At 62.9% G+C, this 18,911-nt stretch carries 18 protein-coding genes; 12 read left to right on the top strand and 6 right to left on the bottom strand.

Annotation, left to right across the window (positions count from 1 at the left end; genetic code table 11):
• Positions 1 to 59: 59 nt before the first annotated feature.
• The gene (gene kefF / locus ACIPQ1_RS01650) at positions 60 to 581 is read left to right on the top strand and encodes a glutathione-regulated potassium-efflux system oxidoreductase KefF (protein ID WP_446533448.1); all 522 of its coding nucleotides are present in this window, start codon (positions 60 to 62) and stop codon (positions 579 to 581) included.
• A 1-nt stretch (position 582) separates the two neighbouring features.
• Entirely contained in the window at positions 583 to 2,409 is a 1,827-nt protein-coding gene (gene kefC, locus ACIPQ1_RS01645; RefSeq protein WP_446533447.1) for a glutathione-regulated potassium-efflux system protein KefC, read from the top strand.
• A 6-nt stretch (positions 2,410 to 2,415) separates the two neighbouring features.
• Here kefC and ACIPQ1_RS01640 read toward each other — a convergent pair whose 3' ends face one another.
• Complete coding sequence (locus tag ACIPQ1_RS01640; RefSeq protein ID WP_446533446.1) at positions 2,416 to 3,384, bottom strand: GlxA family transcriptional regulator; 969 nt, start codon at positions 3,382 to 3,384, stop codon at positions 2,416 to 2,418.
• Positions 3,385 to 3,475: 91 nt separating this feature from the next.
• On the opposite strand from ACIPQ1_RS01640, the gene ACIPQ1_RS01635 reads away from it, so the two are divergent.
• Complete coding sequence (locus tag ACIPQ1_RS01635) at positions 3,476 to 4,258, top strand: MBL fold metallo-hydrolase (RefSeq protein ID WP_446533445.1); 783 nt, start codon at positions 3,476 to 3,478, stop codon at positions 4,256 to 4,258.
• Here the strand turns inward: ACIPQ1_RS01635 and ACIPQ1_RS01630 are convergent.
• Positions 4,255 to 5,115: an aldo/keto reductase family oxidoreductase gene (locus ACIPQ1_RS01630; RefSeq protein WP_446533444.1), complete on the bottom strand. Its 861-nt coding sequence runs from the start codon at positions 5,113 to 5,115 to the stop codon at positions 4,255 to 4,257. The genes ACIPQ1_RS01635 and ACIPQ1_RS01630 overlap by 4 nt on opposite strands.
• Positions 5,116 to 5,215: 100 nt before the next feature.
• Here ACIPQ1_RS01630 and ACIPQ1_RS01625 point away from each other — a divergent pair, with 100 nt between their 5' ends.
• From ACIPQ1_RS01625 to ACIPQ1_RS01600, 6 genes are all read left to right on the top strand, one after another.
• Positions 5,216 to 6,154 carry a LysR family transcriptional regulator gene (locus ACIPQ1_RS01625; RefSeq protein ID WP_446533443.1) on the top strand — a complete coding sequence of 313 codons (939 nt, stop codon included), beginning with the start codon at positions 5,216 to 5,218 and terminating at the stop codon, positions 6,152 to 6,154.
• Positions 6,155 to 6,447: 293 nt separating this feature from the next.
• A complete protein-coding gene (locus ACIPQ1_RS01620) occupies positions 6,448 to 7,131 on the top strand; it encodes an SOS response-associated peptidase family protein (protein ID WP_446533442.1) in 684 nt (227 codons plus the stop codon).
• A gap of 17 nt (positions 7,132 to 7,148) precedes the next feature.
• Positions 7,149 to 8,030 carry an NmrA family NAD(P)-binding protein gene (locus ACIPQ1_RS01615; RefSeq protein ID WP_446533441.1) on the top strand — a complete coding sequence of 294 codons (882 nt, stop codon included), beginning with the start codon at positions 7,149 to 7,151 and terminating at the stop codon, positions 8,028 to 8,030.
• 73 nt (positions 8,031 to 8,103) lie between these two features.
• Positions 8,104 to 8,484: a RidA family protein gene (locus ACIPQ1_RS01610; protein WP_186729661.1), complete on the top strand. Its 381-nt coding sequence runs from the start codon at positions 8,104 to 8,106 to the stop codon at positions 8,482 to 8,484.
• A 535-nt stretch (positions 8,485 to 9,019) separates the two neighbouring features.
• Positions 9,020 to 9,355, top strand: a complete 336-nt coding sequence (locus ACIPQ1_RS01605) for a DUF6124 family protein (protein ID WP_250964480.1) — start codon at positions 9,020 to 9,022, stop codon at positions 9,353 to 9,355.
• A gap of 275 nt (positions 9,356 to 9,630) precedes the next feature.
• Entirely contained in the window at positions 9,631 to 11,394 is a 1,764-nt protein-coding gene (locus tag ACIPQ1_RS01600) for an L-lactate permease (RefSeq protein WP_446533440.1), read from the top strand.
• A 150-nt stretch (positions 11,395 to 11,544) separates the two neighbouring features.
• On the opposite strand, the gene ACIPQ1_RS01595 is transcribed toward ACIPQ1_RS01600, so the two are convergent.
• Entirely contained in the window at positions 11,545 to 11,880 is a 336-nt protein-coding gene (locus ACIPQ1_RS01595) for a hypothetical protein (RefSeq protein ID WP_446533439.1), read from the bottom strand.
• Positions 11,881 to 12,126: 246 nt separating this feature from the next.
• Here ACIPQ1_RS01595 and ACIPQ1_RS01590 point away from each other — a divergent pair, with 246 nt between their 5' ends.
• Positions 12,127 to 12,783 carry a polysaccharide lyase family 7 protein gene (locus ACIPQ1_RS01590; RefSeq protein WP_250962963.1) on the top strand — a complete coding sequence of 219 codons (657 nt, stop codon included), beginning with the start codon at positions 12,127 to 12,129 and terminating at the stop codon, positions 12,781 to 12,783.
• Between the two features lie 18 nt (positions 12,784 to 12,801).
• Here ACIPQ1_RS01590 and ACIPQ1_RS01585 read toward each other — a convergent pair whose 3' ends face one another.
• The 3 genes from ACIPQ1_RS01585 to ACIPQ1_RS01575 form a co-directional block, all read right to left on the bottom strand.
• Positions 12,802 to 14,034, bottom strand: a complete 1,233-nt coding sequence (locus ACIPQ1_RS01585; protein WP_250962964.1) for a nucleoside permease — start codon at positions 14,032 to 14,034, stop codon at positions 12,802 to 12,804.
• 232 nt (positions 14,035 to 14,266) lie between these two features.
• Complete coding sequence (locus ACIPQ1_RS01580; RefSeq protein ID WP_411387128.1) at positions 14,267 to 15,379, bottom strand: sugar phosphate isomerase/epimerase family protein; 1,113 nt, start codon at positions 15,377 to 15,379, stop codon at positions 14,267 to 14,269.
• Positions 15,343 to 16,518 carry a Gfo/Idh/MocA family protein gene (locus tag ACIPQ1_RS01575; RefSeq protein WP_411387127.1) on the bottom strand — a complete coding sequence of 392 codons (1,176 nt, stop codon included), beginning with the start codon at positions 16,516 to 16,518 and terminating at the stop codon, positions 15,343 to 15,345. The genes ACIPQ1_RS01580 and ACIPQ1_RS01575 overlap by 37 nt, the downstream gene beginning before the upstream one ends.
• 166 nt (positions 16,519 to 16,684) lie before the next feature.
• On the opposite strand from ACIPQ1_RS01575, the gene ACIPQ1_RS01570 reads away from it, so the two are divergent.
• Positions 16,685 to 17,683: a LacI family DNA-binding transcriptional regulator gene (locus ACIPQ1_RS01570; protein WP_446533438.1), complete on the top strand. Its 999-nt coding sequence runs from the start codon at positions 16,685 to 16,687 to the stop codon at positions 17,681 to 17,683.
• 237 nt (positions 17,684 to 17,920) lie between these two features.
• On the top strand, positions 17,921 to 18,874 hold the full coding sequence (locus ACIPQ1_RS01565) for a TAXI family TRAP transporter solute-binding subunit (RefSeq protein WP_446533437.1): 954 nt from the start codon (positions 17,921 to 17,923) through the stop codon (positions 18,872 to 18,874).
• Positions 18,875 to 18,911 lie beyond the last annotated feature (37 nt).

The raw sequence follows: 18,911 nt of genomic DNA, 5'->3' as shown, positions 1-18,911 counted from the left end.
GCGGGAGCAAGCCTCCTCGACAGACAAGAATCGACGGAGCCAAACCAAGGAATTCACCGATGATTCTTATCATTTATGCGCACCCCTACCCCGACAAATCACGGGTCAACCAGCAGATGCTCAAGCGAGTATCCAGCAACCCGGACGTGGTCATACGTTCGCTGTATGCGCTTTATCCCAACTTCGATATCGACGTTGAGGCAGAACAACGTGCCGTGGAGCAAGCGGAGCTGGTCGTCCTCCAGCACCCGATGTACTGGTACAGCACCCCGCCGCTGCTGAAACTGTGGGTCGATAAAGTCTTCACCCACGGCTGGGCCTATGGCAAAGGCGCCACGGCGCTCAAGGACAAGCGGTTGCTGTGGGCCGTGACCACGGGTGGCGAACAGGATCATTTCCAGATCGGCGCCTACCCGGGCTTTTCGGCATTGGCCCAACCCCTCCACGCCACGGCCATTTATTGCGGCATGCGCTGGCTGGAACCCGTTGCGGTGCATGGCGCGTATGCCGCCGACTCCGAGGCCCAACGCGCCCAAATCGAACATTACGGCGAACGCCTGGCCGCCTGGAAGGAAGATTGACATGGAGACGCACAGCCTGATTGAAATGCTGATCTACCTGGCCTCGGCGACGCTGATCGTACCGATTGCCGTTCGGTTCGGCCTGGGCCCGGTGCTGGGTTACCTGCTGGCCGGGTGCATCATCGGCCCGTGGGGGCTGAAGCTGATTACCGATGTAAAGGCGATCCTGGAATTCGCAGAGATCGGCGTGGTGCTGATGCTGTTCATCATCGGCCTTGAACTCGATCCCAAGCGGCTCTGGGCCCTGCGCCGGATGGTCTTCGGTGGGGGCGCCTTGCAGATGCTGGCCTGCGGCGGCGCGATCGCAACGTTCTGCGCGGCCCTGGGCCTGAACTGGACGGCGGCGCTGCTGGTCGGCCTGACCCTGAGCCTGTCCTCCACGGCCATCGCCATGCAGGCCATGAGCGAACGCAACCTGACCGCCACCGCCGTCGGCCGCAGCAGTTTTGCCGTGCTGCTGTTCCAGGACATCGCGGCCATTCCCCTGGTGGCGATGATTCCGTTGTTGTCGGCCCACGGCGACACGCCTTCAGGCACGGCACTGTTGCTATCGATTGGCAAAATCGTCGCTGCCATCGCCATCGTCGTGCTGCTGGGGCGCTACGTGACGCGACCGCTGCTGCGCTTCGCCGCACGCTCAGGCTTGCGCGAGATTTTCAGTGCCGTCGCACTTTTCCTGGTGTTCGGCTTCGGCTTCCTGCTGGAGGAAGCCGGCTTGTCGATGGCCATGGGCGCATTCCTCGCCGGCGTGCTGCTGGCAAGTTCCGAATACCGCCATGCCCTGGAAAGCGACATCGAGCCGTTCAAGGGTCTGCTGCTGGGTCTGTTTTTCATCGGCGTCGGCATGTCGATCGATTTCGGCACGTTGATCAACGCACCGCTGAAAGTCATCACCCTGACCCTGGGTTTCATCCTGATCAAATTGCTGGTGATCAAGATCATCAGCCGCTTCTTGAATGTCCCTGCCGGCCAGCGTTCCTGGCAAGCGGTGTTGCTGGGCCAGGGCAGCGAATTTGCCTTCGTGGTGTTCGGTGCCGCGACGCTGGCCGGGATCCTGACCGACCAATGGGGCAAGAGCCTGACCCTGGCGGTGGCGTTGTCCATGTGCCTGACGCCTTTGCTGATCCTGCTGCTGGATCGCTTCGAGTCCGTCACCCAGAAAAACAAGCGCGAATCCGACCTCGTCGACCAGCAGAATCCCCGCGTGATCATCGCCGGCTTCGGCCGCTTCGGGCAGATCGCCGGACGCCTGCTGATGTCCTGCGGCGTCGACGTGGTGGTGCTGGATCACGACCCTGACAACATCGAGACGCTGCGCAAATTCGGCGTGAAAGTCTTTTATGGCGATGCCACGCGCCTCGACTTATTGCACGCAGCCGGCGCGGCCCAAGCGACGGTCTTGATCAACGCCATCGACAACCAGGAAGACAACCTGACGCTGACCCGCCTGGCCCAGGAGCACTTCCCGGCATTGCAGTTGATCGTACGGGCGCGGGACATGGGCCACCTCATCATGCTGCGGCAGATGGGCGTGGAGGCGGCCGAACGGGAGACCTTCGAGAGCGCGCTGTCCTTGGGTCGCAGTGCGCTGGAGCGCATGGGCGTCGGGGCTTATGAAGCGCGTGAGCGCGCGGATCAGTTCCGCCGATTGAACCTCAAGATGCTGGAGGAAATCGTCGCCCAGCCGGAAGACGATCTCAAGTTCCGGCATGACGCCTACCGCCGCGCCAATGCGCTGCTCACGGAGATGTTCAACGAAGACCGTGCCCACCCCGTGGACAACTGGCCGGAACACCATCGCAATGAAACCGACAAGACGCCGGGCTGACCGGCGTTACACACGCCCGAACTTGCGCCGGTATGCCATCGGCGTCAGCCCGGTCAGCGCCTTGAACATGCGCTGCAAGTTGGAGCTGCTGCTGAAACCCAGCTCGGCGCCGATGCTGGCCAGGGGCAGCGAGGTCAACGTCAGGCGCTCGCTGACCTGGTTCAACTTGATGCGCCGGGCGTAGGCCGCGACGGCCTGCCCCGTTTCACGGTTGACCTTGCGCGCCAAGGTGCGCTCGGACACCGCCAGCGCGCTTGCCAGGGCCTGCACGGTGATCCCCTCGGCCGGCATCTGCTCGATCAATCCATGCAACTGCCGCAGCCATCCGCTGGGTTGCTCGATCAGCGTGCTGCCCTGGAACGCCGCATGGGGAATGGCCGGGCGCGGTAGCACCATGAGCCGGGTGATGTCGCGCAGGACGTCGCTGCTGACGCTGCGCTCGATGAGTTGTTCGGCGATGGGCAGGTAGCCGTTCACCCCGGACGCCGTCGCCGTGCGCGCGTTGAACACGCAGTTCTGCTCACTTTGCCAAAGGACTTTTCGATACTGCTGCTGCATCGCTTGCGCCAGCCACCAGGTCACCGTCGCGCCCTGCCCGTCCAAGCGGCCACTGGCGGCCAGCAGGCAGACTCCGGTGCAATAGGACCAGAGCTGCAGTGCTCGGGCTTGCTTCGACAAAGCGCTCAAAAGGGCTGTTTGCTCGGTCAGGACGGCATTCACCTGCTCGGCCGATTCGGCCCAGAAACCGGGAACCAGGACCGCATCCAGCTCGGTGCTGCCCAGGGCCGCGTCCGCGTGCAAGGTCACGCCATGGGCGCACAGCACCGGCCCGGCCTGCAACGCGATGTAGCGTGCCTCGAACAGCGCCCGCCCTCGCCTGCGGTTGGCGGCGTGCAGCAGATCGGCAAAGGCGAACAGGCCGGCGGGCATGCAGCCGGGAAACAGGAGCAGACCGATTCGGAGTTTTTGGGTCATGGCATGAAACGAATCAAAGATGTCAGATCCGGCCATTATGCACACCGGGCCGGATCGGCACCATGAAGCGCTCGCTCAATAGGAACGCCTCATGAACATCCAGCAGATCCGTAACGCCACGATCCTTCTTGAATTCGGCCCCTATCGCGTGCTCGTCGACCCGATGCTGGCGGACAAGGGCACGCTTCCACCGCTTCGACTGTTTGGTGCCAACCAGCGCAATCCGCTGGTGGCGCTTCCGGCGTCAACAGCGAAGGACCTGGAGACGGTCACGCACTGCCTGATCACCCATTGCCAGAAAGGCCATTTCGACCATCTGGACCGCGCGGCCAAGCGCTGGCTGAGGGAAAGACAGATCCCGGTCATCTGCACACCCCATGACGCCCCGTACCTGGCCAAGCGTGGCTTGAACGTCCAGCCACTTGCCCAGGCACATGACCAACCCAACCCCTTCCTGGGCGGCACCATTCGCTCCGTGAGATGCACCCATGGGCTGGGCCTGGTGGGCAAGTTGATGGAACACGGCGTCGGCTACCTGATCGAGTTGCCCGGCGAACCGAGTGTCTACCTCACCGGCGACACCGTGCTCACCCCCACCGTGCGCGAATTCGTCTTGCGCCACCAGCCGCAGGTCAGCGTGGTGCCGGCAGGCGGGGCACGGTTCGATATCGGCGGCGACATTATCATGGGCATCGACGAGACGCTGGAATTCATCCGTCTGAGCCGTGGGACCGTGGTGGCCAATCACCTGGAAGCGATCAGCCATTGCCCGACGACCCGCAAGGCCTTGGCCGACGCCGCCGCACTGGCCGGTGTCGCAAGCCGGTTGTTGATACCGGAGGATGGCGAGACGCTGGTGTTCCAGGCGGCCTAGATTGCATCCAGCTCGGCGAGCAGTTGCGCAGGAATCGTCAGTGCACTCGCCGAGAGGTTTTCCCGCAGGTGCGCCACGGACGAGGTGCCGGGGATCAGCAGAATATTCGGCGCACGTTGCAGCAACCACGCCAGGGCCACGCACAGCGGTGATGCCTGCAAGCGCGCCGCCACGCTGGACAGGGTTTCCGATTGCAGTGGCGTAAACCCACCCAGCGGAAAAAATGGCACGTAGGCAATGCCCTGCCGGCCTAGGTCGGCGATGAGTTGCTCATCGTCGCGATGGGTCAGGTTGTAGTGGTTCTGCACGCAGACCACCTTCGCAATGCCCTGGGCCTCCCTGACCTGTGCCGCCGTGACGTTGCTCAGGCCCAAGTGGCGGATCAGGCCTTGGCGCTGCAGCTCGGCCAGTGCCGTGAAGGATGCCTCGATGGAGTCTTCGGTGGGCGAATGCAGGTCGCCCCACACCCGCAGGTTGACCACGTCCAGGACCTCCACGTCGAGGTTGCGCAGATTATCGTGGACCGCACGGGTCAATTCGGCGGGGCTGTGGGCCGGGTTCCAGGACGCGTCGGCACCGCGCACGGCACCGACCTTGGTCACGATGACCAAGTCCTGGTCGTAAGGGTGCAGCGCTTCACGGATCAGCTGGTTGGTGACATGGGGCCCGTAGAAATCGGCGGTGTCGATGTGGTTGACCCCGCTCGCCAACGCTTCGCGCAGCACGGCGACGGCGGCAGCCGGGTCTTTCGGCGGGCCGAAGACCTGAGGCCCCGCCAACTGCATCGCGCCATAGCCCATGCGATTCACCACGCGCTCGCCCAATAAAAAGTTGCCCGCCTTGTCTGCAATGTTCATCTCGTAGCCCTCGGATCAATGTGAGTGGGCCGACTATAGGCGTTGACCATTCCCGTGATAATCAGGTGCAATCAGCACGGGTTGTACGGCGGAGAGAACAATGGCGACGGATATTCAAGACTTGCTGGCCTTCGTGGCCGTGGTCAACGCGAAGGGCTTTCGTGAAGGCGCACGGCTGAGCGGCAAGTCCGCGTCGAGCCTCAGCGATGCCGTACGGCGGATGGAAAGCCGGCTCGGCGTGCGCCTGCTCAACCGCACCACCCGCAGCGTGGTGCCGACCGAGGCCGGCGCCCGGTTGATGGAACGCATCGTGCCGGCCCTGGGCGAAGTCGAGGCGGCGATGGACGTGGTCAACGATTTTCGCGACCGGCCATCGGGCACCCTCAGGCTGAACGTGCCCGTCAGCGCCGCCCGGCTGGTGTTGCCGGCGATTATCACGCCGTTCCTGAAAAGCTACCCCGACATCCGCCTGGAAGTGGTCACCGAAGAGAGTTTCGTCGACATGCTGGCCGCTGGCTGTGACGCGGGGATTCGCTACGACGAACGCCTGGAGCAAGACATGATCGCCATCCCCATCGGCCCGTGGTTCCAGCGTTTCGCCACGGCCGCGGCACCGGCGTACCTCGACGCCCGGGGCCGCCCCGAACATCCACGGGACCTGCTGGGGCACGCCTGCCTGACGGGCAAGTTTCCCAGCGGCGCCCTGCCCTTGTGGGAATACGAACGTGACGGCGAGACCGTGAGCGTCGACCCGAGCGGTCCGTTGATCGTGCGCATCGGCGGCGCCATGGACCTGGCGGTGCAGGCCGCGGTGGATGGGCTGGGCATTGTCCACCTGTTCGAGGACTGGCTACGGCCCCACCTGGACAGCGGCGCCCTCGAACCGGTGCTCGAACCCTGGTGGCAGCGCTTTACCGGGCCGTTCCTCTACTACCCTGGGCGGCGCTACTTGCCTTCGCCGTTGAGGGCGTTTATAGACTTCATCCATGCACAACGCCGTGGGAGCGAGCTTGCTCGCGATGACGCCAGCACAGCCTGACCTCCCCGCAAGCTGACACACCGCTATCGCGAGCAGGCTCGCTCCCACAGGGGCTCGGCGGTGTAGCTGAGAATCCTGACCCACCACAACTCCATTGTGGGAGCGAGCTTGCTCGCGATGGCGTCAGTGCATCCACCCCAATTGCCCGCTCGTCTCCCCGCCGCGAGGATTTTCGAACCAAGCATTTCGCCACGGGTTCGGACCTACATGACACCGCTGAAAGCCACGGCAACCACGGTTTGAACGGCGGGTACATCAAGGCCTATTTGCGTTTCACTGCCGGAGTTTTCGTTATGTGTGACGGTCTGGTTCAACACGTTTCTTCAAAAGATTCCCTGGCGTATTTCGCCCAGCGAGACACCTCCGGCAGCCGTTTCGGTACATCCGTCACGCCCCTGGACCTGTACGAGACAACGCCGCCCAAGGCCCAGGAGCGACACAGCCTGATCAAGCCCAACATGCAGGTCAGCGCCATTCGCCGTCGCGGCGGGCACTTGGAATGCATCAAGGTTCGCTGGGGCTGGTCGCCGATCTGGTCGGTGGGCACCATGCCGCCGCTGACGCACCTGCCCTTGCACCTGGTCATGCGTTCCAAGGTATTCGATCCCATCAAGCATGAAGGCCGCGTGCTGGTCGCCGTGGAGGGCTGGTATGAGTCGCAAGCACCCGCCTCGCCGTCCCAGGCGCCACGCCTCGCCTACCTGACCGCTCGGCAATCGGCGCCGATCTTCCTGGCCGCCCTGGCCCAGGCCAGCGAGACCTCGTTTGGCTGTGACGGCCTGGCCCTGGTGACCTATGGCGACATCGCCAACCAGCAACAACGAGTCCTGGCCTTCAGCGCCGACGACGCTCTCGACTGGCTGGAGCCCGATCTGGGATGGGAACAGGCACAACAACTGGTCGCACGCCTGAACGGCACGCAACCGCCCCTTGAACCGGCGCAAACCATCCAGCGTCCGGCCCAGGGCGGCCTTTGATTCCAGGAGATGAAGCCATGTACGTGATCATGGGCGCCACGGGCCACGTTGGATCGGCCACGGTCCGGGCCTTGCTGGCCCCAGGGCATGCCGTGATCGTCATGACCCGCAATGCCAGCCACGCCGCTGAATGGCACGCCAGGGGCGCTCAAATCGTCGAAGCCGATGCTGAAAATGTCGAGTCATTGCGTGACGCCTTTCGGCTCGGGCGCAGGGCGTTCATTCTCAACCCGCCCGCCGCGCCCAGTACCGATACCGACGCGGTGGAACGGCGCACGGTCGCCAACATCCTCGCGGCCCTTGACGGCTCGGGCCTGGAGAAAATCGTCGTGCAATCCACCGCCGGCGCCCAGCCCGGTGAGCGCATCGGCGATCTCAGCGTCTTGTGGGAATTGGAAGAAGGCGTGCGCAACCAGTCGATCCCGGCGGCGATCAATCGCGGGGCTTACTACATGAGTAACTGGGACAACCTGCTCGAGACCGTCCGCGAGACCGGCAAGCTGCCCACGCTGTTCCCCGCCGACCTGGCGTTTCCCATGGTGGCGCCCCGTGACTTGGGCGAGGTCGCCGCCGCGCGCTTGCTTTCGCCGATTGACGACGTTGGCGTGCGTCATGTGCAAGGGCCTCGCCTGTATTCGCCCAATGATGTGGCACGGGCATTTTCCCAGGCGCTCGGCCGGCCGGTCGAGGTGCAGGTGATACCCAGGAACCAATGGGAAAGCCATTTCCGGAGCCTCGGCTTCAGCCCCGCTGCGGCGCAATCCTATACGCGCATGAGCGCCGTCAGCCTCGACAGCGGCTTCGACGCGGGCGACGACGCGGCCCTGCACGGCACCACGACGCTGGAGGCCTACATCCAGGCGCTGATGCAAAACCATGGCCTGGAAACGCACGGCTAAAGGAATGCAGGAACGGCGCGGCAATGGACGGTAAACTGCGGCGGTCCTTTTTCTTTCCTGCATGAGGCTTTGCATGAGCAACCCAGACATCACGTTTATTCCAGATCCGGATGCCGATTCGATTTCCTCCGACGTCGCCGGCTTCGGCGGCCTGCTGGTTTCCACGCAAATCCCCACCCGCGCCGACGGCAGCCTGGAACTGGGCGACATCACGCTGCAGAGCGAATGCACACTGCAAGCCCTCAAGACCGCCTTGGAGGGTGCCGGCAGTTCCATGGACCGGGTGTTGCACCTGACCATCTACCTGACCGACATGGCCGATCGCGCCGCGTTCAACGAGGTCTACAAACGCTTCTTCGCCAAACCCTGGCCGGTTCGCGCCGCCGTGGGCGTGGCATCGTTGGCGGTCGAGGGGATGAAGGTGGAAGTGACGGCGATGGCGGCGAAGGGCTAACGAGCACACCGCTCTGTTGGCCTGAGTCAGCGCTTTTGTGGCGAGGGAGCTTGCTCCCGCTGGGTGGCGAAGCCGCCCCAAAATTTCTGCATTGAGCAAAAAAACGTGGGCCTGCTGCGCAGTCCAGCGAGCAAGCTCCCTCGCCACAAGGGTTGTGTTGTTAGTCTTATTTCCGCTCCAAACAAGCCTGCGTTTATTCAGATGTAGGAACGTTCGGGTTCAGGCTACGTCGTCTTGCGCCGTTACCTACAACTACGCCAGAATCCGCCGGCTTGTGCGCCTGGAGGTCGGGCTTTATCGTTTCCCCGTCGCTGATAAATCAGCGATCGGGTTTGGTAGCCCGGCCTCTACATGACGCACGGCTCACTTTTTTGCAGGCGCGTTTCAGCATTTGCATTCAATGGTGGCCATGCGTAGGGCGCCCTCGGGCGCGCCGGTGTTCATGTGGACCGGTCTACCAACCTGCGTATGGCCGCCACCCTTCGTTTGGTAGCGAGGGTGATGGCTCCGTCAAACTTCCACATGAGCCTCAACTATGTTCAAAGTAACGCCCAACCCACCGGACACCGATCCATCCAATTCAAAAGCATTCGACAAAGCCGCCGACCGCATCCTCGATTCCTACCTCAAGCCCAAACCCAGCAAACCCGAGGCCGATCCCGGCCAGCTGTTCACCGTTGCCCCCGGCATCGACACCGAAACCCTGCTCGCCAACCTCAGCGAAAACCTGGCCTCGGCCAATGCCATGGTCAGTGACCTGGCCTTCGACCTGAAAGGCTCAAGACGCCACATTGCCCTGGGTATCCAGCAATTGATCGAACTGAGCGCAATGCTGGCGAACCGTGCGCTGGATAACGTCGAAGCACGCTAGCCAATCCACCCCTTGAAACTGGCCTCTGAGGAACAGCGCCCAGAGGCCAGCGCGAACCCGCTTTTGTGGCGAGGGAGCTTGCTCCCGCTGGACTGCGCAGCAGGCCCAGGTTCATTGTTTCAACACAAATTCTTGGGGCGGCTTCGCCACCCAGCGGGAGCAAGCTCCCTCGCCACAGGGGTTTGCCTGGCAATCGCTTAACAAATCCCCGCCTATACTTCTCTGCCAATCCCCCCGGGGCCTGCACTTCCAACAATAAAAAGCAGAGGTGGAACATGGTCTGGCAACAAGTCTACGATCCCTTCGGTAATGCGGTGCTGTCGACGCTCCTGGCGGCGGTTCCGGTGGTGGTGATGCTGGCGTCCCTGGCGTTCTTTCATGTCAAGGCGCACCTGGCGGCGTTGTACGCCCTGGCCTCGGCCTTGCTGATCGCGATCTTCGCCTTCGGCATGCCGGCCGACATGGCCGGTTCGGCGGCGTTGTATGGCGCGGCCAACGGCCTGCTGCCCATCGGCTGGATTGTCCTCAACATCATTTTCCTGCACCGGCTGACCACCGAAAACGGTTCGTTCAAGGTCCTGCAGGACTCCCTCGCGCGCATCACCGACGACCGGCGCCTGCAACTGCTGCTGATCGCCTTTTGTTTTGGCGCGTTCTTCGAAGGCGCGGCGGGCTTCGGCACGCCGGTGGCGGTGACCGGTGCGATCCTGATCGGGCTGGGGTTTTCTCCCTTGGCCGCCTCGGGCCTGGCACTGATCGCCAACACCGCGCCGGTGGCGTTCGGCGCCCTCGGCACGCCCATCATCACCCTGGCCAAAGTCACCGGGCTGGATGAAATGGAATTGTCGATGATGGTCGGTCGGCAGTTGCCGTTTTTCTCGGTGCTGGTGCCGTTCTGGTTGATCTGGGCCTTCGCCGGGTGGCGCAAGATGCTGGAGGTCTGGCCGGCGATCCTGGTGGCCGGCGTCAGCTTCGCCATCCCGCAGTTCCTGGTGTCCAACTACCACGGGCCGATGCTGGTGGATGTCATCGCCGCGTTGATTTCCATGGCCTGCCTCACCGGTTTCCTCAAGGTCTGGAAGCCAGCCACGGTGCATACGTCCGCGGCGTTGACGGGGCGCCACGATGACTCCAAGATCGACGCGAGCGAGCAGCAGCAACCGGTCACCACCGGCGCTTTCGGCAGCGACAACCGCCCCGCCGTGCTGCGTGCCTGGATGCCCTGGATCATCCTCACGGTATTCGTCTTCGCCTGGGGCACCCAGGGCTTCAAGAATCTGTTCGACACCCGCCCGGCACTGGACCCGCAAACCCAATCGGCCAAGCTCGACCCCCAAGGCAAGCCGATGCGCGAGGCCAACCCGATCTTCTCGCCACTGGTGACCTTCGGCACCATCCACCAGCAGATCGAAAAAGTCCCGCCCGTGGTCCCGCAGCCGAAAACCGAGGAAGCGGTCTACAAGTTCAACTGGTTCACCGCCACGGGCAGCGGCATCTTCCTGGCGGCGATTCTCGGTGGCTTGCTGATGGGCTACTCCATCCCGCAACTGGTGCGCCACTACCTGCGCACGCTGTGGGTGGTGCGCTACTCGCTGATCACCATCGTGGCGATGTTGGCGCTGGGGTTCCTCACGCGTTATTCAGGCCTGGACGCGACCATGGGCCTTGCTTTCGCCGCCACGGGCATTTTCTATCCGATGTTCGGCACCCTGCTGGGCTGGCTCGGCGTGGCGCTGACCGGTTCGGACACGGCGTCCAACGTGTTGTTCGGCGGTTTGCAACGGGTGACGGCGGAACAGTTGGGCATTAGCCCGGTGCTGATGGCCGCGGCCAACAGTTCTGGTGGGGTGATGGGCAAAATGGTCGACGCCCAGTCGATCGTGGTCGCCTCCACCGCGACACGTTGGTACGGCCACGAAGGCGAAATCCTGCGCTACGTGTTTTTCCACTCGGTGGTCTTGGCGATCCTGGTGGGCGGGCTGGTGACGTTGCAGGCGTATGTCGAGCCGTTCACGCAGATGGTGGTGGGCGGACGCTGACAGAGGATCGGGCATGATCGGGCTGTTGTGGCGAGGGAGCTTGCTCCCGCTCGGTTGCGCAGCGACCGCAAAAAACGGGGCCGCTGCGCGCCCCAGCGGGAGCAAGCTCCCTCGCCACGGGTAAGCACGCTTACCTTTAACGCTTGGGTGTTACTGAACGCTTTTCAGCTTGACCACGTCACCGGACACCGAGGTGGTGTAGCCGGTCAGGACCCAGGCCCAGAACCAGTTTTCCTGGACTTGGGTGTTGATCATGGCGTCGCCGCCCTTGGCCTTGATCGCGGCGGTCTGGGCGCGCACGAAACGGTTGTTCTGCTGGATCGGGATCAGGCCGAACAGCAGCAGGCCGGTGGCCTTGGCTTCACTGTGGCCGACAACGGTGTATTGGGTGCTGTCGTACTGCTGGGTTTTCATCGGGGTGCCGGTGCAACCCGCCAGGGCCAGGCCGAACACTGCGCACGCGATGACTTTACTGATGTGATTCATTTGACGCTCCATGGGAAGACGCCCGGGATCCGTCTCTCGGGCGGCGCGTACTCTAACCGATCAGTAATAAATTGACACACCATAATCCGCCCAATTCAGTGCCCGAAAGGCTCATCGCAGAGCCATCCGTCAGGTGCGCCTCCAGCGAAACAGACCCTCGTCGATAACATGAAAACTACGCCACGGAAGGCCGTTCTTTGTCTTGACGGCCGCCAGGTAACGGCCGCTCCCGTTGGAGGTTTTCATATGATTGACGTGACTGTCTGGAGCGTAACCCTGCCGGTGCAAACGCCGGCGCAGGTCGTGGCGACCAAAGCCATGCCGACCTTGAAGAACAAGTATTTCGACAATAACGGCCAGAGGATCATCTTCTGGGCGCCCGTGACCGGCTCCCATACCGGTAACAGCCAATACCCGCGTTCCGAACTGCGGGAAACCAGCCGGGACGGGAAACACCTCAACTGGCGCTACAACAGCGGCATCAACACCCTCAAGGGCGAGCTGTCGGTGAACCAGGTGCCTTCCGAAGGCCGTGTGGTGGTGGCGCAGATTCACGCCAAGGATGCGCCGACGCCCTTGTTGAAACTGGTGTACCGCTACGAAAAGGGCATCGGCAATATCGACGTGGAATATCGGTTCAAGCCCAAGGACAAGAAAAGCCCGGTGATCTTCACCGTGCCCAAGGTGCCGTTGAACAAATCCTTCTCGTATACGTTGCAAATGGACAAGCAAGGCCAGCTCTCGGTGCTGATCGGCAAGAGCGGTAAACAGGTGAAGTTGGACAAGTCCTGGCAAGGCTACAACTTCTATTTCAAGGCCGGCGTCTACACCTTGGATAACAAGGGCTATTCCAATGAAGGCGGGAAAGTGACCTACACCAAACTGAGCGCCAGTCACAAATGACTGGCGCCCAGCCCTGCTTCAGGCCTTTGATGGCGCAGCGATTGCCTGCTGGCCACGGAAGGTAAACACAAAGCCGACCAACACCAGCAGCGCAAAACCGGCCGGGAACAGCCAGATGCTCTGCCAGTCATGCCCACCGGCCACGACAAAGTGATCGGTCACCTGCCCCGCCACCCAGAAACCGATCAGCATCCCCACACCATAAGTCGCCAAGGTAATCAGGCCCTGGGCCGAGCTGCGGAAGCGCTCCGGTGCCTTGGCGTCGGTGTAGATCTGCCCCGAGACAAAAAAGAAGTCGTAGCAGATGCCGTGCAGGGCAATGCCGGTGAACAGCATGAACGCCAGGTCGCCGTTATTGCCGTAGGCAAACAATACGTAGCGCAACGCCCACGCCAGCATGCCCACCAGCAGCGCCAACTTGATGCCGAAGCGCTGGATGAACAGCGGCAACAGCAGCATGAACAACACTTCCGAGACCTGCCCGATGGCCATCTTCGCCGTGGGGTTGGTCATGCCGGTTTCGGCCAGGAACGGGTTGGCATTCTGGTAATAGAACGCCAGGGGAATGCAGATCAGGATCGAGGCGATGAAAAACACCAGGTAGCTGCGATCCTTCAACAGCCCCAACGCATCCAGCCCCAGCAGTTGCTTGACGCCCCCAGCGCTGGCCTGTTCCTTGAGCGGTGCCGTGGCCGGCAGCGTGAAGCTGTAGAGCCCGAGGACCAGGGATGCGATGGCGGCCATCAGGAACGTATTGCGCAAGCCGCCAGCCGCGATCGCATCGCGCGAATCCCAGGCGAACACGAAGCTGATCACCACACCGGCGACGATCCAGCCAATGGTGCCCCACACCCGGATGCGAGAGAACTCCAGCGCCGGGTCGCGCATCTGCCGGAACGCCACGGAATTGACCAGGGCCAGCGTTGGCATGTAGACCACCATGTACACCAGCACATACGGGTAGAACACGCTGAAATCCGCCGCCGAATACAGCTGATACAGCAACACCGCGCCGAGCAGGTGCAGCACCGCCAGGATCCGTTCGGCGTTGAAGAAGCGGTCGGCGATCAGGCCAATGACGAACGGCGCAATGATCGCCCCCCACGATTGCGTGGAGAAGGCCATGCCGATCTGCCCACCGCTGGCGCCCAGGGTGCTGGACAGAAAGGTGCCGAGGGTGACGAACCAGCCGCCCCAGATAAAGAATTGCAGGAACATCATCACGCTCAGGCGTGCATTCATCGTGGTCATGACAGTCACCGTTTTATTGTTTTTCTTGTGAAAATGAAAAGCTTGCACAGCGCTTGTGGCTTGCTTTTTATGGCCTGCTTTTGTGGCGAGGGAGCTTGCTCCCGCTCGGCTGCGAAGCAGTCGTAAAACCTCCTGACGCGGTGTTCCTGGAAAACCGCGCCAGCCTGTTTGGGGCCGCTTCGCAGCCCAGCGGGAGCAAGCTCCCTCGCCACGGGGGGTTTGCTTTGGGCGGCTATCTAAGCAAACCCAACAACCGCCGATTGGAGTCCTCATCCGCCGTGACGCTGGCGAAATCGTCGAACGCCTTGCCGGTCTTGCTGATCATGTGCCGCTGGATAAACGCCGCCCCTTCAGCAGCCCCCTGTTGCGAATCCTTCAGGCAACACTCCCATTCCAGGACCGCCCAACCGCTGAAGTCGTATTGGGTCAGCTTGCTGAAGATCGATTTGAAATCGATCTGGCCGTCACCCAATGAACGGAACCGCCCGGGGCGATCGACCCAGCCCTGGTAACCGCCGTACACCCCGGAACGGGCATCGGGGCGAAATTCGGCGTCCTTGACGTGAAACATGCGGATGCGTTCGTGGTAGCGATCGATGAAACCCAGGTAGTCCATCTGTTGCAGCAGCAGATGGCTGGGGTCGTAGAGAATCGCCGCCCGTGGGTGATGATCCACCGCCTCCAGGAAGCGCTCGAACGAGGCCCCGTCGTGGAGGTCTTCGCCGGGGTGGATTTCGTAGCACAGGTCCACCCCCGCCGCGTCGAAGCAATCGAGAATCGGCAACCAGCGCCGGGCCAGTTCGGCAAAGCCCTGCTCCACCAAACCCGCCGGGCGTTGCGGCCACGGATAGACATAGGGCCACAACAGCGCACCGGAAAACGTCGCATGGGCCTTCAGGCCGAGACGCTGGCTGGCGCGGGCGGCCAGCTTGAGTTGCTCGATTGCCCACTCGGTCCGCGCTTGGGGCTGGCCACGCACATGGGCCGGGGCGAAGTCATCGAACAGCGCGTCGAACGCCGGGTGCACCGCCACCAATTGGCCTTGCAGGTGCGTCGATAACTCGCTGATCGCCACACCGGCCTGGGCACAGGTGGTCCTGAGTTCATCGCAATAGTCCTGGCACTCGGCGGCCCGGGCCAGGTCGATGTATTGCGTGCCCGAGGTCGGCACTTGAATGGCTTTGTAGCCTTGCGAAGCGGCCCACTGGGCAATGTTGGCCAGGGTGTCGAACGGGGCCTCGGCGGACATGAACTGCGCCAGGAAAATGCCTGGGCCGCGCAAGCCGCTCGGTGTTGGGTCGGGGGTATTCACAACAAGGATGCTCCAGTTTGCACGGTGGTCCATTTCGCCTCGCCGCGGTGGTTGAGGATCGCGGCCTCGATGAACGCCATGCCCCGCAAACCGGTCTCGATGCCGGGTACGCCTGGGGCGTCAGGGCCTTCGGCATGGCTGCGAATGGCCTGGGCGAAATCGCCATAGAGGTTGGCCATGGCTTCCAGGTAACCCTCGGGATGCCCGGCCGGCAGACGCATGCGACGTTGAGCCGCCTCGCACAGCCACGGCTGGCCGACACCGCTGCGCAGGATGCGCAAGGGTTGGTCGAAGGCGCGATGGATCAGGCTCGCCGGTTCTTCCTGGCGCCACTCCAAGGCGCCCTTGTCGCCGTAGACGCGAATCTTCAGCGGGTTCTCTTCGCCGGTGCAGACTTGGCTGGCGATCAACACACCGCTGGCACCGCCCGCCATCTTGAACAGCATCGCCGCGTCGTCGTCCAACTGCCGGCCCGGAACGTGCGTGCCCAACGCCACGCACAGCTGCTGGATGGGTTGGTCGGCGACGAACTCGGCCAGGGAAAACGCATGGGTGCCGATGTCACCGATGCACCCGCCCAGGCCGGACTGCGAGGGGTCGTCACGCCACTCAGCCTGTTTGTTGCCCTGGGCGGCGACATCCTGGCTGAGCCAGCCTTGGGGATATTCGACCAGCACTTTGCGCACCGCGCCGATCACACCCGAACGCACCATGTCCCGGGCCTGCCACACCATGGGGTAGCCCAGGTAGGTGTGGGCCAGGCCGTAGAGGCAACGGCTGCCTTGCAGCACTTGCTTGAGGGCGAGCAACTCCTTGAGGTCCAGGGCGGCGGGCTTCTCGCTGAACACATGAAAACCGGCTTTCAAGGCCTGGCTGGCAATGGGTGCGTGAAGGTGATTGGGCGTGACGATCACCAGCAGTTCCATGCGCTGGTCAAGCGGCAGCAGCGCTTCGGTGTCGAGCATCTGCTGCCAGTCGTGGTAGCAACGCGACGCCGTCAGGCCCAGGGCCGCGCCGGTTTGCCGGGTGTTGTGAGGGTCGCGGCTAAACGCGCCGCACACCAGCTCGAAACCGCCATCCAGGCCCGCCGCCTGACGATGGGCCTGGCCGATGAACGCGCCCTCTCCACCGCCGACGAAGCCCATTCTTATTTTCGGTGCTACAGGATTCATCGCGATTCTCTTCCTGTCAGGATGATGATGTAACCGGTTACATTATGGCGGAAATCTAGGCTCAGTTTCCCTCCGTGTCAAACCCAACGGGTTCACACCTGAACATTTGTCAGGCGCCCAACCTGCGGTAAGCTCCCCCACCGTACCCCTGTTCCCCGAGGTGATTTTGTCCAACATTCGTGAAGTGGCCCGGCTGGCGGGTGTTTCGGTGGCCACGGTGTCCAGAACGCTGAAATCCCCCGAGCGGGTGCTTCCCGAGACCCGGGACAAGGTCAACGCGGCCGTGGAACAGGCCGGCTACCGGCCCAACCTGATGGCGGTGCAATTTCGCTCCCGACGTACCGGCAACCTGGTGATTCTGGTGCCGGCCATCGCCAACACGTTTTTCGCCCGGGTCATCAGTGGCGCGCAGCAGGCCGCGCAGGCGGCGGGCTACCGATTGCTGCTGTGCGACACCCAGGGCCGGGTGGAGATCGAGCGGGAGTTCGCCGCCCTGGTCTATGCCCACCAGGCGGACGGGGTGATCCAGCTGCGCGCCAGCGATCCTTACGAATCGATGCCCACAGGCGCTGAAAGCCTGCCACTGGTCAACGCCTGTGAAGTGGTCAAGGGTGCCCCCTACCCGACCATCAGCCTCGACAACCGCGCCGCCGCCCAAGCCATGACCGAGCACCTGCTCGGCCTCGGCCACCGCCGCATCGGCATCATCAAGGGCCCGCGCAGCAGCCCGCTGACCCTGGACCGCGTGGCCGGATATCAGGATGCCCTGGACCAGGCCGGCATCGCCGTCGACCCCAGCCTGATCTGCCATGGCGACTTCACCTTGAAGGCCGGTGACGACGGTGCCGGCGCGATGCTGGCGTTGGCCGACCGCCCCAGCGCGCTGTTCTGTGAAAACGACGAAATGGCCATCGGCGCGCTCCGGCGCATCAAGCAAATGGGCCTGCGGGTGCCCGAGGATATTTCCCTGGTGGGCTTTGACGACATCCCATTCGCCGCCTACTGCGACCCGCCCCTGACCACCATTTCCCAGCCTGCCGAAGCGTTTGGTCAAAAGGCGGTGCAGATGCTGATTGCCTTGATCGAGAAGAAGCCGATTGCCGAACAGCATGTGGTGTTGCCGTTTAAATTGACGGTACGTGGCAGTACAGCGCCCTTGGCGTGACCGGGAACCTGTGGCGAGGGGATTTATCCCCGCTGGGCCGCGAAGCGGACCTAAAACCTGATGCTCCGGTGTGTCATTTTGATTGGGTTGTTCATTGATGGGGCCGCTTCGCGGCCCAGCGGGGATAAATCCCCTCTCCACAAAAATCTCCTGACCACGGCTCGACTCGCCTCCGCCCCCGTTTGAACTACAGTGGAAGGACTCTGCATAAAGCCATAACAAGACGGAGAGTTTCCCATGCGAGTCAACAAGCGCTTCACCCTCCTGGCCGCCGCGGCAGCCTTGGCGGTCACCACCACCGCTCACGCGGCTCCCCCAGTGTTTATCAATATCCTGACCGGGGGCACCAGCGGGGTTTATTACCCGATCGGGGTCGGGCTTTCACAGATCTACAGCAGCGGCATCGAAGGTTCCAAGACGTCGGTCCAGGCCACCAAGGCGTCGGTGGAAAACCTGAACCTGCTGCAAGCCGGGCGCGGTGAGTTGGCGCTGGCCTTGGGGGACTCGGTGGCCGACGCGAAAAACGGCGTGGAGGATGCCGGCTTCAAGGCACCGCTGACCAAGCTGCGGGCGATTGCCGGCGCGTACCCCAATTACATCCAGATCGTTGCCAGCGAGGAATCGGGGATCAAGACCCTGGCGGACCTCAAGGGCAAGACCGTTTCCGTGGGCGCGGCGAAATCCGGCACCGAGCTCAACGCCCGGGCGATCTTCAAGGCGGCGGGGCTGACCTACAACGACATGAAGGTCCAGTACCTGCCGTTCGCCGAATCGGTCGACCTGATCAAGAACCGGCAACTGGACGCCACCCTGCAATCCTCCGGCCTGGGCATGGCGGCCATTCGTGACCTGGCGTCGACGATGAAGTTGAATTACGTGTCGATTCCCACCGACGTGGTACAGAAAATCGGCAACCCGGCCTATCAGGGCGCGATGATCCCCGCCAACACCTACGATGGCCAGGCCGAGGCCGTGCCCACCGTGGCCATCACCAATATTCTGGTGACCCGCGCGGACGTCCCGGACGAAGTGGCCTATCAGATGACCAAGCTGCTGTTCGACAACCTCGCCCGCCTGGGCACTTCCCATTCGGCGGCCAAGGACATCAACCTGAAAAACGCCGCGAAAAACCTGCCCATCGCGCTCCACCCCGGTGCCGAGCGCTACTACAAGGAAGTGGGCGCGCTATAGCCCCTGGCCTGCAACGGCGCACGCCGCCGTTGCAGCA

Source organism: Pseudomonas sp. LARHCG127 (genome assembly GCF_052871455.1).
The sequence above is the reverse complement of the archived record's forward strand: the minus strand, read 5'-3'. Positions and strand labels throughout refer to the sequence as shown.

Bases quoted from the DNA above. Each gene is read 5' to 3' on its own strand.
- kefF (WP_446533448.1), top strand. From the start codon at position 60: ATGATTCTTATCATTTATGCGCACCCCTACCCCGACAAATCACGGGTC.
- kefC (WP_446533447.1), top strand. From the start codon at position 583: ATGGAGACGCACAGCCTGATTGAAATGCTGATCTACCTGGCCTCGGCG.
- ACIPQ1_RS01640 (WP_446533446.1), bottom strand. From the start codon at position 3,384: ATGACCCAAAAACTCCGAATCGGTCTGCTCCTGTTTCCCGGCTGCATG.
- ACIPQ1_RS01635 (WP_446533445.1), top strand. From the start codon at position 3,476: ATGAACATCCAGCAGATCCGTAACGCCACGATCCTTCTTGAATTCGGC.
- ACIPQ1_RS01630 (WP_446533444.1), bottom strand. From the start codon at position 5,115: ATGAACATTGCAGACAAGGCGGGCAACTTTTTATTGGGCGAGCGCGTG.
- ACIPQ1_RS01625 (WP_446533443.1), top strand. From the start codon at position 5,216: ATGGCGACGGATATTCAAGACTTGCTGGCCTTCGTGGCCGTGGTCAAC.
- ACIPQ1_RS01620 (WP_446533442.1), top strand. From the start codon at position 6,448: ATGTGTGACGGTCTGGTTCAACACGTTTCTTCAAAAGATTCCCTGGCG.
- ACIPQ1_RS01615 (WP_446533441.1), top strand. From the start codon at position 7,149: ATGTACGTGATCATGGGCGCCACGGGCCACGTTGGATCGGCCACGGTC.
- ACIPQ1_RS01610 (WP_186729661.1), top strand. From the start codon at position 8,104: ATGAGCAACCCAGACATCACGTTTATTCCAGATCCGGATGCCGATTCG.
- ACIPQ1_RS01605 (WP_250964480.1), top strand. From the start codon at position 9,020: ATGTTCAAAGTAACGCCCAACCCACCGGACACCGATCCATCCAATTCA.
- ACIPQ1_RS01600 (WP_446533440.1), top strand. From the start codon at position 9,631: ATGGTCTGGCAACAAGTCTACGATCCCTTCGGTAATGCGGTGCTGTCG.
- ACIPQ1_RS01595 (WP_446533439.1), bottom strand. From the start codon at position 11,880: ATGAATCACATCAGTAAAGTCATCGCGTGCGCAGTGTTCGGCCTGGCC.
- ACIPQ1_RS01590 (WP_250962963.1), top strand. From the start codon at position 12,127: ATGATTGACGTGACTGTCTGGAGCGTAACCCTGCCGGTGCAAACGCCG.
- ACIPQ1_RS01585 (WP_250962964.1), bottom strand. From the start codon at position 14,034: ATGACCACGATGAATGCACGCCTGAGCGTGATGATGTTCCTGCAATTC.
- ACIPQ1_RS01580 (WP_411387128.1), bottom strand. From the start codon at position 15,379: ATGGACCACCGTGCAAACTGGAGCATCCTTGTTGTGAATACCCCCGAC.
- ACIPQ1_RS01575 (WP_411387127.1), bottom strand. From the start codon at position 16,518: ATGAATCCTGTAGCACCGAAAATAAGAATGGGCTTCGTCGGCGGTGGA.
- ACIPQ1_RS01565 (WP_446533437.1), top strand. From the start codon at position 17,921: ATGCGAGTCAACAAGCGCTTCACCCTCCTGGCCGCCGCGGCAGCCTTG.